This is a genomic window from Luteibacter sp. RCC_6_2 (assembly GCF_041360655.1).
In the GTDB taxonomy this organism is placed as follows: Bacteria; Pseudomonadota; Gammaproteobacteria; order Xanthomonadales; family Rhodanobacteraceae; genus Luteibacter.
Window position 1 is genome coordinate 72644 of record NZ_JBFUPQ010000001.1, and the last position, 14480, is coordinate 87123.

Below are 14480 nucleotides of genomic sequence, written 5' to 3' on the forward strand. Positions count from 1 at the left end.
CCATCAGAACGTGTAGCTCATGTTGACCATGTACACGCGGCCCGTTTCGACATACGCCCCATCGGCACCCGGATCGTACGCCAGATAGCGCTTGGACTTGCCGGAGGTTTCGTGGAAGGTGGCGTGGTCGAGCAGGTTCTTCACCGAGATGCCGACGCCGATGCCATAGGGCAGGTCATAGGTGGCCGAGAAGTCGAGCGTCTTCATCGGTTGCAGGTAGTAGTCCAGGCCGTTGCCGTTCAAGCCGATCAGTTGCAGGCCCGTATAGTTGTAGATCAGGTCGGCATGCAGCCGGTCGTCGTGATAGAAAAGGTCGGCGTTGTACATGCGTTCCGGCGCGCGGGGCAGCCAGGTCTTGCCCGGATGATCCTCGCGTCCGCTCTGTGCGGAGCTGTGCTGGACGGTCGCGTTGCCGGCCACGCCGACATGGCTCCAGAGGCCGGGCAGGGTGACGAATTGCTTGCGCAACGCCACTTCCAGGCCGTAGATCTTCGCGTCGCCACCGTTCTCCGGCATGCTCACGGGCACGCCGCCCGTCACCACCGTGCCGGTGGGCACGTTGCTGCCCAGCGTGCTGTCGTTGCCGGTGGACGACTGCGAGGTATAGATGAAATCGCTCAACCGCTTGTAGTACGCCGAGGCGGTGAGCAAGCCGCCGCTCCTGTCGTAGAACTCGGCGGAGAGATCGAGATTGTCGGCCGTGGTGGGGCGCAGGTCCGGGTTGGGCTTGGAGATTCCCACCACCTGCCCGCTGATGTCGTCGATGGAATAGGTGGTCTGGCCCGAGATCAGGCCGAACGCCGGACGGCTGAAGCTGCGCCGCAACGACGCACGATAGACGGTCAATTCGTCGGGACGGTAGTTGAGGTTGATGCCCGGCAGCAGTTCGCCATAACGGCGCCCCTGGCCGACGAAGGCGCCGGTCGCGTCATCGCCGTTGGAGCGCCACGCGGTGGACGAATAATCGGTCAGCTCGTAACGGACGCCCGGCGTCACGGTGAGGTCTTGCACTCGGAACGTCGCCATCAGGTAACCGGCGAAGATGTTCTCGCGGCTGGACGTGGTGTTGGCGTTGTAGTCGTTGGCGGCGTAATTGCCGGCCCCGTTCGGATCGTCCAGGTACTTGTATGGCACGGCCTGGTCGAGCACCCATTGCCGGTCGATCAGCTTGAACGGACCCGCGTAACGGCCCCCGAAAGGACGGGTGACGAGGCGTCCCGGTAGATCGGCGAGCGAGGGGCCGCCGGGTGCGGAGGACGAATAATTCGGGCCGCCGAAGAACGGGCCGCCATAGACGAAGTTGTTATCGTCATGGGTGAACGGATGGTCGTACGCGTTTCGCTTGGAGGTATCCGCGGCCAGGCCGAACTTCAGGTTCTCGATCGCCGCGCCGGAGAACGCATAGGTGCCGTCGACATGGGCATTGATGCGCGTGTCCTTGCTGCCGGCATCGCCGCCCTGGGTCTTCCAGAAGCTGTCCGTCGCCAGGTTATAGACATAGTTTCGCAGCGCAGCTGGGGTTCCGGCGAGGCTCGGAAACGTGGGATTGCCCAGGTCGAACTGGAATTGCCCGGGGCTTTGCGCACCGTAGAGGCTCGCCTCCACATGGTCCGGAACATTGCGAAAGCCGGCGCCGTACGAGGTGCCGTAATCCAGCGTGAGCGCATCCACGGCGCTGCTGCCACCCAGTTGAAGGGTCGCGGTCTTTTCCTTGATGTCACGCGTATTGAAGTACCCGCCGCGCAGTACCTGGGTCGTGCCCTGGTTACGTGCCGACATCTGGTTCTGTTCGCCCTGCACGTCATAGGCGCCATAGAGCGCGCGTGCGAAGAGCGAAGTGGTTTCACCGTTCCAGTCGAGCGAGACGTTGCCACCGTATCGCTTGATACGGTTGGTGTACACGCTGTACTTGTACTGCGAACTCTGTAACGCGCCGGCTTGCGATAGATCGGTCGCCTTGGCCTGCACCGGATCGATCGGCGTGTATTGGGAGTTGGGCGCCACCGCTTCGGCCGCGTTGTCGTACTTGCCGTAGTAGCCGGCGGCATAGATGCCGAATTGCTTCGACGCTCCGAACCGGTGCGCGACTTCCTGCTGGAACACGCCGCCCTTGTCGGGAACGCCACGATGCTCGGCAAGGTCGTTCATCCTGCCCTGGACGGTCGACTTCGCGTAGGTGTCGCCGGCGAAGTCGAAGGCCGTGGGCGTGCGCATGTCGATCGCGCCACCGATGGAGTCGCCCGGCATGTCCGGCGTGGGCGTCTTCGATACCTTGACCGACTGGATGCCGAAGGGGGCGAGCATGTTGAGGGAGATGGCGCGCGTCGACGAGTCGGTTTCAGGCAAGGCGAAACCATTGAGGGTGTATGCGTTATAGCTCGAGTCCAGGCCACGAATGGTGACGTACTCGCTTTCGCCCGTGGCGGCCTGGCCGAGGTGCATGTCGCTATACGCGGAGAGACCGGGCAAATGCGACAGCACGTCGGCGATATTCGCCGTGGGTACGGCGTCGATCTCCTGCTTGCTCATGACCGTGGTCACGCCGGCAGACAGCCGTTGTTCGTCCACGGTGCCGGCCGCGGGCACCTGGGCATCGACGTTCATGCCGCTCAATGCCGTGACTTTCTTGTCGGTCGTCGCGTCGATGTCGTCCGCGTGCGCCGCTGTCGTGTGGCAGAGCGCCAGGGCGATGGAGAGTGAGAGCAGGGCGTGGGGGAGGGGCTTGCGCATGGGGACCTTGGGGGTGCAAGAGAGGGCCGGGTCACCGCGGTGGCCCGGTCACGGGTCAGGGTGTCAGGTCGGCCTGGGCGCAGGTGTCGCGGGGGCGTTGGGGATTGCAGCGAGCGGTCGTACCGCCGGGAAAGGCGACGACGTAACCGTTGGATGCGGGTTCGTGCGCCGGGAAATCGGTGCTTAGCAATTGCGCGCCGCTGGCGAACATCGCGTCGCGACGTTGCACGTCGTTCCGCTGTGCTTCCTTCAGGTTGGCATCGGTACGCGTGCGGACCAGATAGCCTTCGCGCACACGCCGGGCGATCTCATCGGCCGGCCCGTCGTTGAATTCGAGGAAGGCGGCGTCGTCCTCGCCGGGCATGGCATGGGTGAACATCACCCGGCCACGCAAGGACGGATGGCCAACCAGATAGGCCTTGCTGACCGAATGCTGGTCGAGCAGAAAGATGAAGCGGCCACGCGCGGATTCCAGCGACGGCCATCCATCATGGCGCACGGCCTCTTCGAGGGACGCGTGCTCTCCGCGGACATCGTCCGGCGCGATATACGACGAGCGAGGGAAGACGTTCCGGATCTCCGCATCCAGCCGGTCCATCGCATCGGTGTCGAATGGCTCCGGCACCACGGTGGGAAAGGAAAGATGGAGCGGTGTTTCCTCCGTCTCCAGCAGGACGAAGATCGGAAGGTGCCGCGGATGCGCGTTGGACCATGCAAGCAATTCGCGAAGGCAGGCTTGCAGCGGTTGGCACGTGCTGCGCTGGTCCAGGTCCTGGATGTGCATGACCTTGAAGCCCGGCGCCGCCATCACGGTGGGATCGGCGAACGGCGCATCCGCGGGAAGTCCCGCCGCGGCGACCTGTGCTACCGCCGCCGGCCGTGCATAGCGCCCACCGTGCTTATCGCCGTATATGTCCAGCTCGAATTGGCGCACGCCATCGTCGAGCTGACGCGTCAACGGAGGATGGGAATAGGCCAGGATGGCGTAGGTCGCCGGGTCGACGCGCTGCCATAGCTCCGCTTCCCCCTTGGCCAATCCGGCGTGGTAGCTGTTGTGGCTACCGATGTACTGGACGTCGTTGATGCGGGTGACCGACGCTGCGAACGACACGCAGGGCAGTAGTGCCGCAACCAGGCAGACCATTCTCAAGTCGGTGCTCCCATCGGTCGATTCAATCGATCTAAACGATGGTTTGCACGTTATCGACGCATTCTTACCATTCGGTGAATCGTCGAAGACACTATGACCGCGATCAGTGCGACGACACGTACGTCGATGGCACGCGCGCGGCGGGCATGGCGAAGCTCCGCTTCATTCGTTCCACTTCTTCTATCGGCGGCTTTCCGAACAGCCGCTTGAACTCCCGGCTGAATTGCGACGCGCTTTCGTAGCCGACGGCGGCGGCCGCGGCGGCGGCGGTGACGTGCTCGCGAAGCATGAGCAGTCGTGCCTGGTGCAGGCGCGTGGATTGCACGTAGCGCATCGGCGATGTGCCGGTCATGGCGCGGAAGTGCGCGTGGAAGGTGGGTACGCTCATCGCGGCCTCGCTGGCGAGTTCGTCGACGCCGAGCCCCTCGGCATAGCGGCTGTGGATGACACGAATCGCACGCGCCACCATGCCGAACTTGCCCTGCTGGGCCAGCGCGGCGCGCAGCGATCCGCCTTGCGCACCGGACAGGATGCGATAGTAGATTTCGCGCACGAGCGCGGGTCCGAGCACTTCGCTGTCCGACGGATTCGCCAGGGCTTCGAGAAGGCGCAAGACGGAGGCTGCAAGGGCCTCTTCCATGGGCGAGGAATACAGGCCTTTCGGCGCGGCCGACGATGCACCATGCAACTCGTCGAGCCGCAGGCAGACCTCGGCGGCCATGGCATGGTCCAGGCGGAAGTAGATCGCGAGCAAGGGTTCGTCAGCCGAGGCATCCGTTTCCATCGTGAAGGGGACGGGCACCGATACGACGAGGTAGTGCTGGTCGTCGTAGACGAAAACCTCCTCCCCGAGGAAACCGCGCTTGCGTCCCTGCACGACGACCACGATGCCGGGTTCGTAGAGCACGGGGGTGCGGCTCAATGGCCGGTCGGAACGCAGAAGGCGCACGTCCGGCAGCGCGGTCAGCGTATAGCCCTCGTCCGGAGCCAGGTCGCGGAGGAGGGCGATCATGCGATGGCGTAGCGGTGTGTCCATGCCTTCACTGTCCGACTTAACAGGCCTTGCCGCAAGCACCGCTCATAGGATCAGGCAATCATCCCACACGCCAGGGCATGGGAGACAGGGCATGCACTGCCTACCATGGCTGCCATTCCTGACCTGGAGATCATCATGACCTGCAAGACCTTTTTCATCACCGGCGTCAGCAGCGGCTTCGGCCTGGCCCTTGCCCGCGAAGCGCTGGACGCTGGCCATCGCGTGATCGGTACCGTCCGCAACGAGGACGCACGCCGCGCCTTCGAAACCCTGGACGATGACCGTGCCCACGCCGTCGTCCTGGACGTGACCGATATCGATGCGATACCCGGCGTGGTGGCCGACGCGGAAGCGCGCTTCGGCCCGGTCGATATCCTCGTGAACAACGCGGGCTATGGCCATGAAGGCATCTTCGAGGAATCGCCGCTCCACGAGATGCGCCGCCAGTTCGAGGTGAACGTGTTCGGCGCCGTAGCGGTCACCCACGCGTTCGTGCCGCGTTTCCGCGAGCGGCGCGGGGGACATATCGTCAACATCACCTCGATGGGCGGTTTCATCACGATGCCAGGCATCGCGTACTACTGCGGCAGCAAGTTCGCCCTCGAAGGGATAAGCGAAGTGCTGGGCAAGGAACTGCGTCCCTTCGGCGTGCATGTGACGGCGGTGGCGCCGGGCAGCTTCAGGACGGACTGGGCCGGGCGCTCGATGCAACGCTCGCCGCGCAGCATTCCAGACTACGACGCGTCGTTCGATCCCATCCGACAGGCCCGCCAGGAAAAGAGCGGCAAGCAACTCGGCGATCCCGCCAAGGCGGCGAAGGCCATCCTGACGCTGACCAGCCTGCCGGAGCCGCCTGCGCACCTCTTGCTGGGTAGCGACGCGCTATCCCTCGTACGTGAAAAACTGGCCGCCATGACCGCGGACATCGATCGGTGGGAGAGCCTGACGCGATCGACCGACGGGTGATCGTTCGAGCGGAAAATCCGTTTTTGGCGCAAGAACTTACGAGATTTACGTAACGCGCATGTAACCGTTGTGTAAACGTTTACGCGATGCTAGAAGGTGGGTTGTCGACCCTCCCGGGCCGGGCGTTCCCATCCACTCGCATTCCCGGTCCATGGGAGGTCCCCGTGTGCCTGGCCGTGCCGCATCTCGAGTCCTTCTTATGTCGACACTGCATTCTTCCCGGCGTCTTCCTCTTCGCACGCTGTGTGTGGCCCTGGCGATGGCGTGTGCCCCGGCGGCCTTCGCTCAATCGACCACCGGCAGCCTGTTCGGCGAGGTGCCGGTGGCTACCGGGACGACGGTCCGGGTGGAGAACCAGAGCGGCGTCAGCCGGGATCTTCCGGTGGACGCGAGCGGTCACTACCGCTCGCCGGCATTGCCCATCGGCGATTACACGGTGACGTTGTTGCAGAACGGCTCCGTGGTCGAGACGCGGCAGAACGTCGCCGTTCGCGTCGGCAACGCCAGCGAGGTCTCGTTCTCCACCACTACGCCACAGGCGACGAAGCTGGATGGCGTGCAGGTGTCGGCCAACACCACGCCCCCGATTGACGTGGCCAGTGTCGACTCGCGCACGGTGATCGACGCGCAGCAGTTGGCCAAATTGCCGCTCGGGCGCACCGCCGAGCAGATCGCCCAGCTCGCTCCCGGCGTGGTGCCGAACAACGGCGGCTTCACCAGCGACACCGGCAAGTCGCTGGTGAGCTTCGGTGGCTCGTCCGCGAACGCCAACGCCTATTACATCAACGGCTTCAACACGACCGATCCCCTGCAGGCCCTGGGTGGCATCACACTGCCGTATGGGGCGATCGACCAGGAAGAGGTCTATACGGGCGGCTATAGCGCGCAGTACGGCCGCTCCGACGGTGGCGTGATCAACGCGGTGGGCAAGCGTGGCACCAATACCTTGCACTACGGCGTGCAGTTCCTGTGGGAACCGCAATTCGCCCGGGCCAAGGGCGCCAACGATTATTACGCCAGCGGCGTGCCGCAGTCGGCCAAGGCCGGCAACCTGTATGCGTACAACCGCGGCAACCGCGATACGGGAAGCACGGCATCGGTCTATGCGGGTGGCCCGCTGATCAAGGACAAGCTGTACGTCTTCGTGGCGGCGGAAGTGGAGCGTCACGATACGCAGACGATCGCGAACGAAGAGGCCAGCAACTCGTTCGAGAAATCGCGCGCCACCATGCCGCGCTGGTATACCAAGCTCGACTGGAACATCACCGACAGCAATATCCTCGAGCTCACCGGCGCGTCCGACAAGACCGAGACCAATGGCACGTACTACGACTACGACTATCTCGCGAAGCAGCGAGGCGCCTTCGTCAACGATGCCGATCGGCAGAAGAACGGTGGCGACCTGTGGAGCGGCAAGTTCACCAGCTATATCACCGATGCGCTGACGCTCACCGCCGAGTACGGCAAGATGCATACGCGGTCGTACCAGGCGCCGGCGAACTACGATGGCAGCCTCACGTACATCGACGGGGACGTGAACCAGAACCCCGCGTTGAATGGAGGCGTCCCTATCGGCAATGCGCAGACCACCGACGGCCTGAGCGACCCGAACCGGGGCAACTTCACCACCAATACCCGGCTCGATCTCGCCTATGCCATCGGTTCGCACACGATCAGCGTGGGCATCGACAACCTGACGGCCAAGGCCTCCGACCAGGGAAGCGAGTCCTCGGGGCCGGGTTATACGTGGTCGTACAGCCAGTCGTTGCCGGACGTGCCCATCAATTCCGATCTCGGCGTCGGCGCCACGGGTGATTTTCCGAATGGCGCGGAAGGCTATTTCGTCCAGAAGAACACCTATAGCCAGATCGCCACCGTCCGTTCGACGCAGCGTGCGCAGTACATCGAAGACAAGTGGCAGGTGAACGATCGCCTGCTGTTGCAGCTGGGCCTGCGCAACGACCAGTTCACCAATTACGATTCGGCCAGCCAGCCCTATATCACCCAGACCAAGCCGCAGTGGGCGCCTCGCCTGGGTTTCAGCTGGGACGTGCTCGGCGACGCCAGCTTCAAGGTCTACGGCAATGCCGGCCGTTATTACCTCGGCCTGCCGTTGAACCCCGCACTCAACTCGGCGGCGGCGACGACCAACACCGTCCAGTACTACACGTATAGCGGCATCGCGAGCGATGGCACGCCCACTGGCCTAACCGCGATGTCCGGTCCGGTCTCGGGCCTGAACCTCTACGGGCAGCAGCCCGATCCGAAGATGACCACCGCCAAGGGGCTCACGGCCGAGAAGCAGGACGAGTACATCCTCGGCTTCACGAAGACCGCGGGTCCGTCGTGGGTCTATGGCGCGAAGCTGATGTACCGCAGCCTGCGCAATGCCATCGATGACTACTGCGACCGCGACGCCGTGCTGGCCAAGGCCGCTTCGCTGGGCTACGACGCGTCCACCAGCAACAGCTGCTTCCTGATCAACCCCGGCCGCGCCAACACCTTCACGCTGGTGGATGCGAGCGGAAACTACGTGGAAGTGCCGATGAGCAATGCGGATCTCGGCTTCCCGAAGCTCAAGCGCCAGTACTACAGCCTGGAAACACTGCTCGAGCATCCGTTCGATGGCCGCTGGTATGCCAAGTTCGACTACGTGTTCTCGCGCAGCTACGGCAACACCGAGGGCCAGCTTCGTTCCGACGTCAGCCAGGCCAATGCCTCCACCAGCTACGACTGGGACGGCGCGTCGATCATGCAGTTCGCCAACGGGCCGCAGAACAACGATCACACGCACCAGATCAAGCTCTATGGGTATTACCAGATCGACCCGGAGTGGCTGGTGTCGGCGAACCTGGCGATCATCTCCGGTAGCCCGAAGCATTGCCTGGGTTTCTATGGTGCCGAAGGCACCGATCCATTGTCGTACGGCAGCCTCTACCACTTCTGCAACGGCGAACCGTCGGCGCCTGGCAAGCAGGGCAGGTTGCCGTGGACGCGTCAGCTGGATATTGGCGCCACGTACAGCCCGGCCTTCGCCGATCACAAGCTCAGCTTCAGCGCGAACATCTTCAACCTGACCAACGAACAGCGCCCGTTGCAGTTGTCGCCGTACAGCGAACTCAGTCCGCAGCTGATCAATCCGCTGTACCGCACGGTGACGATCCGCCAGCAGCCGCGTTATGCGCGGTTGTCGGTGAGTTACGATTTTTGATCGAGCGCGTGGCGGGCCAGGTGAAGTGAGCGATAGGCCTCGACCAGACGGTCGAGGCTGAACGCCCGATTTCTTCCGCTGGGATTTGGCAAGACCCATACGTCGGCTCCATGCAGTCCGACGGGTTGCTTGCCCCAGCCGATGTCTCGCTGTCCTGTCATTCCCACGTAGCCCGCTTTGCCCAGGAAAGCCACGATACGAGGCGCATATCGAGCGATCTTTTCATTGAACGCCTGGGCGGCATCCTGGAACTCGACACGCGAAAGCTCCGCGGCGCCCGCCGTTGGCCGGTCCACCACGGAGGTCACCCCGCACCCGTAATCGAGCAGCAGGTGATCTTCCTGCGGGAGAATCTGCGACGGCGTGAAACCGGCGAGGTGAACGATCTTCCAGAAGCGGTTGCTTCGCCCGACGAAGTTATGGCCCGCGGCGGCCGAACCCATGCCAGGGTTGATCCCGCAGAAGAGCACGTCGAGATGACGGGCGATAATGTCCGGCGGCCGCGCCATCACCCACACATCACCGCGACGGCCTTCTGCGCGAGCTTTCGCAGTTGGTTCCGGGGAGTGCCCGACCGGGCGCGCATAGCCAAGGTGTGCAACGTCGCGGAGGCGAGCAGGGCAAGTGCCTTGGCATCCATCCCCGGCTCCAGTTCCCCGGCCTTGAGCGCCTGCTTGAACCGTGCCTCGAAGTCGGCGTCAAGCTTGCGGAAACCTTCGGCGACGATCTCCTGTATCTCGCTGTCGCCCGGCGCTTCGGTGATGGCGGTGCCTACGACGAAACACCCCAAGACTTCGCCGTCGTTGGAGAAGTAAATGGAGAGTGACGCGTCATAGACCTTCATCAGCCCATCGGGAAGGGTTTCACCGGCCTCGAAAGCTTGCTGAATCGCTGTGAATTGGCGGTCCCAGTAAACGCGGAGCGCCTTGACGTAAATATCGTGCTTGTCACCAAACGCCGCGCGCAGGCTGGGGCGGTTCATGCCCGTGGCGTCGGACAGGTCGTCGAGTGACGTTCCGGCATAGCCTGCCTTCCAGAACGCCCCTGCCGCCTGCCGTAGTGCCGTTTCCGGGTCATAGGCACGGGGGCGCCCGCGTGGCCGCCTGATGGGTTCGTCTTTTTGTGTACGAGATTGCATAAAAATACTTGATACGTGGCCGATCCGATAATATTATTCGAGATGGAACAAAATTCAAGCGGAACATGTCCATGCCTTCACGTCCTGCGCTCAGTCATACGACCCTTCCACTCGGACGAGGAGGCGACCGAATTCCAGCCGTAGGATTCGGAACCCTTATCCCCGACGCTGCCGCAGCCCGACGTTCGGTCAGGCTCGCGTTGGATGCGGGGTTTCGACACATCGACGCTGCCGAGGTGTACCTCAATGAGGCAGCCGTCGGGGCCGCGTTGCAGGAGGCCTTCGCGGACGGTGTGGTGAGACGCGACGAACTCTTCGTGACCACCAAGCTGTGGAACAACAATCACCGTCCGGAGCGTGTCGGCCCTGCGCTCGATGCGAGCCTTCATCGGTTGCAACTGGACGCAGTGGACTGTTACCTGATCCATACGCCTTTTGCATTCCAACCTGGCGACGAACAGTACCCGACGGGCCCGGATGGCCAGACGGCCTACGACGCCGGCGTGACACTGCTGGATACGTGGCGGGCGATGGAGCGGCTCGTCGACGAAGGCAAATGCAGGCATATCGGCCTGTCCGACGTCCGACTGGAGCGGGTGAAGGAAATCCATGAGGCGGCGCGCATCAAGCCTGCCGTGGTACAGGTGGAATGCCACCCGTATCTGCCGGAATGGGAGCTTCTGGAGTTCTGCCGGGAACACGGCATCGTCTTGCTCGCCTTCGCGCCCTTGGGCCACGGCATGGAGCCCAGCGTGCTGAAAGATCCCGTCATCGTCGACGTGGCTCGACGTGTCGGCAAGACGCCTGCGCAAGTCGCCCTGGCCTGGGCCGTGCAGAGCGGGAAGGCGCTGTTGACGACATCGACGAACCCGGAACACATCCGCGAGAACTTCGACCTGTCGATGCTGCCGGACGATGCCTTGTCGGAAATCCGGGAGCGGATAACGACGAGGGTACGGTTGAACCAGGTGGTGGATACGGGACTCCCGGGTTTCGTACCGCGCGCGTGACAACGTTCCGGACTGCGACGGCAGTCGCAGATTCGATGGATCCGTGGTGACGACAGGCTCGCTGGCACGAGCCTGTCATATTCCGCCGCGACACTCCTCCGCCCAGGGGTAACGCAATAGCGGAAGGCAATGCATGCGAGGCATGCCGTCGATCCGCGCAAAGGGCAAACATGACGTCTCAGGATCGGCGGCACTTCCTCAAGCTTTCTCTGGGCGCGGCCGGCGCCGCTTTCACCGCCGGGGTGGTACCACCGTCGATCGCCAAGGCGCTGGCGATCCCGGCGTCACGGCGCACGGGTACGCTCGCCGACGTCGAGCACGTGGTGATCCTCATGCAGGAGAACCGCTCGTTCGATCATTATTTCGGTTCGCTTCGTGGCGTGCGCGGCTTCGGTGATCCACGGCCCTTCACCCTCGCGAGCGGGCGATCGGTCTGGCATCAGCCTTACGCGGCATCGGCCGACGATTATCTGCTGCCGTTCCGTCCCGCGGCCGAGGATCTTGGCCTGCAGTTCCTCGAAGACCTTCCGCACGGCTGGAACGACACGCACGCCGCAGCCAACGGCGGCCGGTACGACGGCTGGGTGCAGGCAAAGGGTACGACCACGATGGCGTACCTGACGCGCGAAGACATTCCGTTTCACTACGCGCTGGCCGACGCGTTCACCATCTGCGACGCGTATCACTGCAGCATGTTGTCTTCCACGGACCCGAACCGCTACTACATGTGGAGCGGCTACGTGGGCAATGACGGCAAGGGCGACGGCCCGGTGCTGGACAATGCGGAGAAGGGTTACGACTGGACGACGTATCCCGAGCGCCTCGAGCAGGCGGGCGTGTCGTGGAAGATCTACCAGGACATCGGCACGGGCCTGGATGCCGCTGGCGGCTGGGGTTGGACGTCCAATCCGTACATCGGCAACTACGGCGACAATTCGCTGCTGTACTTCGACAAGTACCGTGACGCCCAACCGGGCGATGCCCTATACGACAAGGCGCGTACCGGTACCGAGATCGCCAAGGGTCAGTCGCCCTTCGCCATCCTGCGCGAAGACGTGCTGGCGGACCGCCTGCCGCAGGTCTCATGGATCGCGGCACCGGAAGCCTATACCGAGCATCCGAGCTGGCCTGCCAACTATGGCGCCTGGTACCTCGACGGCGTGCTCGATGCGTTGACCGCGAATCCCGAGGTGTGGAGCAAGACCGCGCTGTTCATCACCTACGACGAAAACGACGGCTTCTTCGATCACGTGGTGCCGCCGTATGTGCCGTCCTCGCGCGAGCAGGGATTGTCGACGGTGACCACGGAGGGCGAGCTCTATCCGGGCGGCAATGGATTCGTCGCCGGCGGGTACGGACTGGGTGTTCGCGTACCGATGCTGGTCGTGTCGCCCTGGAGCAAGGGCGGCTGGGTCTGTTCGGAAACCTACGACCACACCTCGATCATCCGCTTCCTGGAACGGCGTTTCGGCGTGCGCGAGCCGAACATCTCCGCCTGGCGCCGCGCGGTATGCGGCGATCTCACTCGCGCCTTCGACTTCTCACGGCACGATGCCGACGCGCCGCGCCTGCCTGGCACGAGCGGTTACGAGCCGGACCAGAAGGCTCATCAGGATCTGCGTCCGACGCCGCCGTCCGACCAGCGCATGCCCCGGCAGGAGCCGGGACAACGACCCGCCCGTGCGTTGCCCTATGCATTGGACGTGCAGGGCAGGGTAGACGTCGCCGCAGGGCGCTACCGTCTGGAGTTCATCAACCAGGGCAGGAGCGGCGCATTCTTCCACGTCTTTTCCCCGGCCAGGACCGATGGTCCCTGGGCATACACGGTGGAAGCCGGCAAGTCGCTCGCCGACGCCTGGACCAGCCTGTACAGCGGCAACGCCTATGACCTCTCCGTCACGGGACCGAACGGATTTCTCCGCCAATTCGCGGGCAGCCAGCCCGCGGTGGACGATCGCGGCCGTCACGCCCAGCCCGAGGTACGCCTGGCGACAGGTGGGCTCGATGGACTTTTACGCCTGGTCATCACCAACGAAGGCAGTGGCATGTGCGTGGTGACGGTCACGCCGGGCGACGACTACACCCATCAGCCGCCGCGCCGCCACCTCCTGCTACCCGGTGGTCGCGTCGAGAGCCTATGGGAGATCGTGTCGAGCGACCATTGGTTCGACTTCAGCGTGACGAGCGACCACGATCCGCGGTTCTTGCGGCGATTGGCGGGGCATCGGGAGACAGGGCGGGCATCGCGGACGGACCCGGCGTTGGGGACGGTGGTGAATGCGTTGACGGCGCAGCGGGACCCGGCCCTACAGCCGTAACGCCTCGATGACCAGGGCGAATGCCGGTGATTGTTGCTTCCGGCTCGGGTAATACAAATGGTAGCCCGAGAATGCCGGGCACCAGTCTTGCAGCACGCGCACCAGGCGCCCCTCCTCCAGGTGGGGCGCGAATTCCTCTTCAGGCAGGAACGCGACACCCAGGCCGTCAAGCGCCGCGAGCACGATGTGCGGCGAGGTGTTGAAGGTCGCCTGGCCCTCCACCCGCACGTTCAGTTGCCGGCCCCGCTTTTCGAACTCCCAGACATACAGGCCTCCGCCTGTCGGAAAGCGGATGTTGATGCAGTTGTGCCGGGTCAGGTCCTGGGGAACCTTCGGCATCGGGTGACTGCTGAAATACGCCGGTGATGCGACGGCCGCCATGCGTAGTTTCGGTCCGATCGGCAACGCGATCATGTCCTTGTCGATGCTCTCGCCCAGGCGTACGCCGGCATCGAAACGATCCGCGACGATGTCGCGCAACCCGTAGCTGACATCGAACTCGATGTCGATGTCCGGGTAGCGGTGCATCAGCGGCAACAGCCGCGGCAGCAGGATGGTGCGCAGCACGTGGTCGCCACTGGTGATCCGCACGGAACCGGCGGGTTTGTCACGCAATTCGGTCAACGCATCCAGCTCCGTCTCGATTTCATCGAAGCGGTTGCCGATGGCTTGCAGGAGCCTGTCGCCGGCCGGAGTAGGGGAGACGCTGCGCGTCGTCCGCGTCAGCAGCCGGATCCGCAGCCGTTCTTCCAGCGCCTTGATCGCCTGGCTCAGGGCGGATTGGGATACGCCCAATGCCCCGGCTGCCCGGGTGAAGCTGCCTTCCCGGGCCACCGTGACGAAGGCCAGCAGGTCGTTGAGGTTGCGTCGTGCCATGGCGCTAGTGTGCCATGGCATTTAATTAGAAAAGCTAATAAGCCC

The 14480-nt window shown here is 63.8% G+C and carries 10 protein-coding genes; 4 read left to right on the top strand and 6 right to left on the bottom strand.

All coding sequences use genetic code 11. The features are described from left to right. Nucleotides 1–3: 3 nt before the first annotated feature. From AB6730_RS00345 to AB6730_RS00355, 3 genes are all read right to left on the bottom strand, one after another. Nucleotides 4–2730 carry a TonB-dependent receptor gene (locus AB6730_RS00345; protein ID WP_371021675.1) on the bottom strand — a complete coding sequence of 909 codons (2727 nt, stop codon included), beginning with the start codon at nucleotides 2728–2730 and terminating at the stop codon, nucleotides 4–6. Between the two features lie 55 nt (nucleotides 2731–2785). Further along, a complete protein-coding gene (locus AB6730_RS00350; RefSeq protein WP_371021676.1) occupies nucleotides 2786–3874 on the bottom strand; it encodes a phosphatidylinositol-specific phospholipase C1-like protein in 1089 nt (362 codons plus the stop codon). 109 nt (nucleotides 3875–3983) lie between these two features. Beyond that, nucleotides 3984–4916: an AraC family transcriptional regulator N-terminal domain-containing protein gene (locus AB6730_RS00355; RefSeq protein ID WP_371021677.1), complete on the bottom strand. Its 933-nt coding sequence runs from the start codon at nucleotides 4914–4916 to the stop codon at nucleotides 3984–3986. Nucleotides 4917–5021: 105 nt separating this feature from the next. On the opposite strand from AB6730_RS00355, the gene AB6730_RS00360 reads away from it, so the two are divergent. Together AB6730_RS00360 and AB6730_RS00365 are read left to right on the top strand one after the other, a co-directional pair. Further along, nucleotides 5022–5882 (top strand): oxidoreductase, encoded by an 861-nt coding sequence (locus AB6730_RS00360; protein WP_371021678.1) that lies wholly within the window; start codon nucleotides 5022–5024, stop codon nucleotides 5880–5882. Between the two features lie 259 nt (nucleotides 5883–6141). Then, the gene (locus AB6730_RS00365; protein ID WP_371021679.1) at nucleotides 6142–9093 is read left to right on the top strand and encodes a TonB-dependent receptor plug domain-containing protein; all 2952 of its coding nucleotides are present in this window, start codon (nucleotides 6142–6144) and stop codon (nucleotides 9091–9093) included. Here AB6730_RS00365 and mug read toward each other — a convergent pair. Together mug and AB6730_RS00375 are read right to left on the bottom strand one after the other, a co-directional pair. After that, a complete protein-coding gene (gene mug, locus AB6730_RS00370) occupies nucleotides 9081–9602 on the bottom strand; it encodes a G/U mismatch-specific DNA glycosylase (RefSeq protein WP_371021680.1) in 522 nt (173 codons plus the stop codon). The genes AB6730_RS00365 and mug overlap by 13 nt on opposite strands. Continuing rightward, a complete protein-coding gene (locus tag AB6730_RS00375; protein WP_371021681.1) occupies nucleotides 9602–10231 on the bottom strand; it encodes a TetR/AcrR family transcriptional regulator in 630 nt (209 codons plus the stop codon). The genes mug and AB6730_RS00375 overlap by 1 nt, the downstream gene beginning before the upstream one ends. A 71-nt stretch (nucleotides 10232–10302) precedes the next feature. On the opposite strand from AB6730_RS00375, the gene AB6730_RS00380 reads away from it, so the two are divergent. Together AB6730_RS00380 and AB6730_RS00385 are read left to right on the top strand one after the other, a co-directional pair. Continuing rightward, nucleotides 10303–11241 carry an aldo/keto reductase gene (locus tag AB6730_RS00380; protein WP_371021682.1) on the top strand — a complete coding sequence of 313 codons (939 nt, stop codon included), beginning with the start codon at nucleotides 10303–10305 and terminating at the stop codon, nucleotides 11239–11241. Between the two features lie 170 nt (nucleotides 11242–11411). Then, a complete protein-coding gene (locus AB6730_RS00385) occupies nucleotides 11412–13559 on the top strand; it encodes a phosphocholine-specific phospholipase C (RefSeq protein WP_371021683.1) in 2148 nt (715 codons plus the stop codon). Here AB6730_RS00385 and AB6730_RS00390 read toward each other — a convergent pair. Beyond that, complete coding sequence (locus tag AB6730_RS00390; protein ID WP_371021684.1) at nucleotides 13548–14435, bottom strand: LysR family transcriptional regulator; 888 nt, start codon at nucleotides 14433–14435, stop codon at nucleotides 13548–13550. The two genes, AB6730_RS00385 and AB6730_RS00390, sit on opposite strands and share 12 nt — an antisense overlap. Between the last annotated feature and the right edge of the window lie 45 nt (nucleotides 14436–14480).

Coding starts and splice junctions, on each gene's coding strand:
- AB6730_RS00380 (WP_371021682.1), top strand. CDS start 10,303: ATGCCTTCACGTCCTGCGCTCAGTCATACGACCCTTCCACTCGGACGA.
- AB6730_RS00365 (WP_371021679.1), top strand. CDS start 6,142: ATGGCGTGTGCCCCGGCGGCCTTCGCTCAATCGACCACCGGCAGCCTG.
- AB6730_RS00375 (WP_371021681.1), bottom strand. CDS start 10,231: ATGCAATCTCGTACACAAAAAGACGAACCCATCAGGCGGCCACGCGGG.
- AB6730_RS00385 (WP_371021683.1), top strand. CDS start 11,412: ATGACGTCTCAGGATCGGCGGCACTTCCTCAAGCTTTCTCTGGGCGCG.
- AB6730_RS00350 (WP_371021676.1), bottom strand. CDS start 3,874: ATGGTCTGCCTGGTTGCGGCACTACTGCCCTGCGTGTCGTTCGCAGCG.
- AB6730_RS00355 (WP_371021677.1), bottom strand. CDS start 4,916: ATGGACACACCGCTACGCCATCGCATGATCGCCCTCCTCCGCGACCTG.
- AB6730_RS00390 (WP_371021684.1), bottom strand. CDS start 14,435: ATGGCACGACGCAACCTCAACGACCTGCTGGCCTTCGTCACGGTGGCC.
- mug (WP_371021680.1), bottom strand. CDS start 9,602: ATGGCGCGGCCGCCGGACATTATCGCCCGTCATCTCGACGTGCTCTTC.
- AB6730_RS00360 (WP_371021678.1), top strand. CDS start 5,022: ATGGCTGCCATTCCTGACCTGGAGATCATCATGACCTGCAAGACCTTT.
- AB6730_RS00345 (WP_371021675.1), bottom strand. CDS start 2,730: ATGCGCAAGCCCCTCCCCCACGCCCTGCTCTCACTCTCCATCGCCCTG.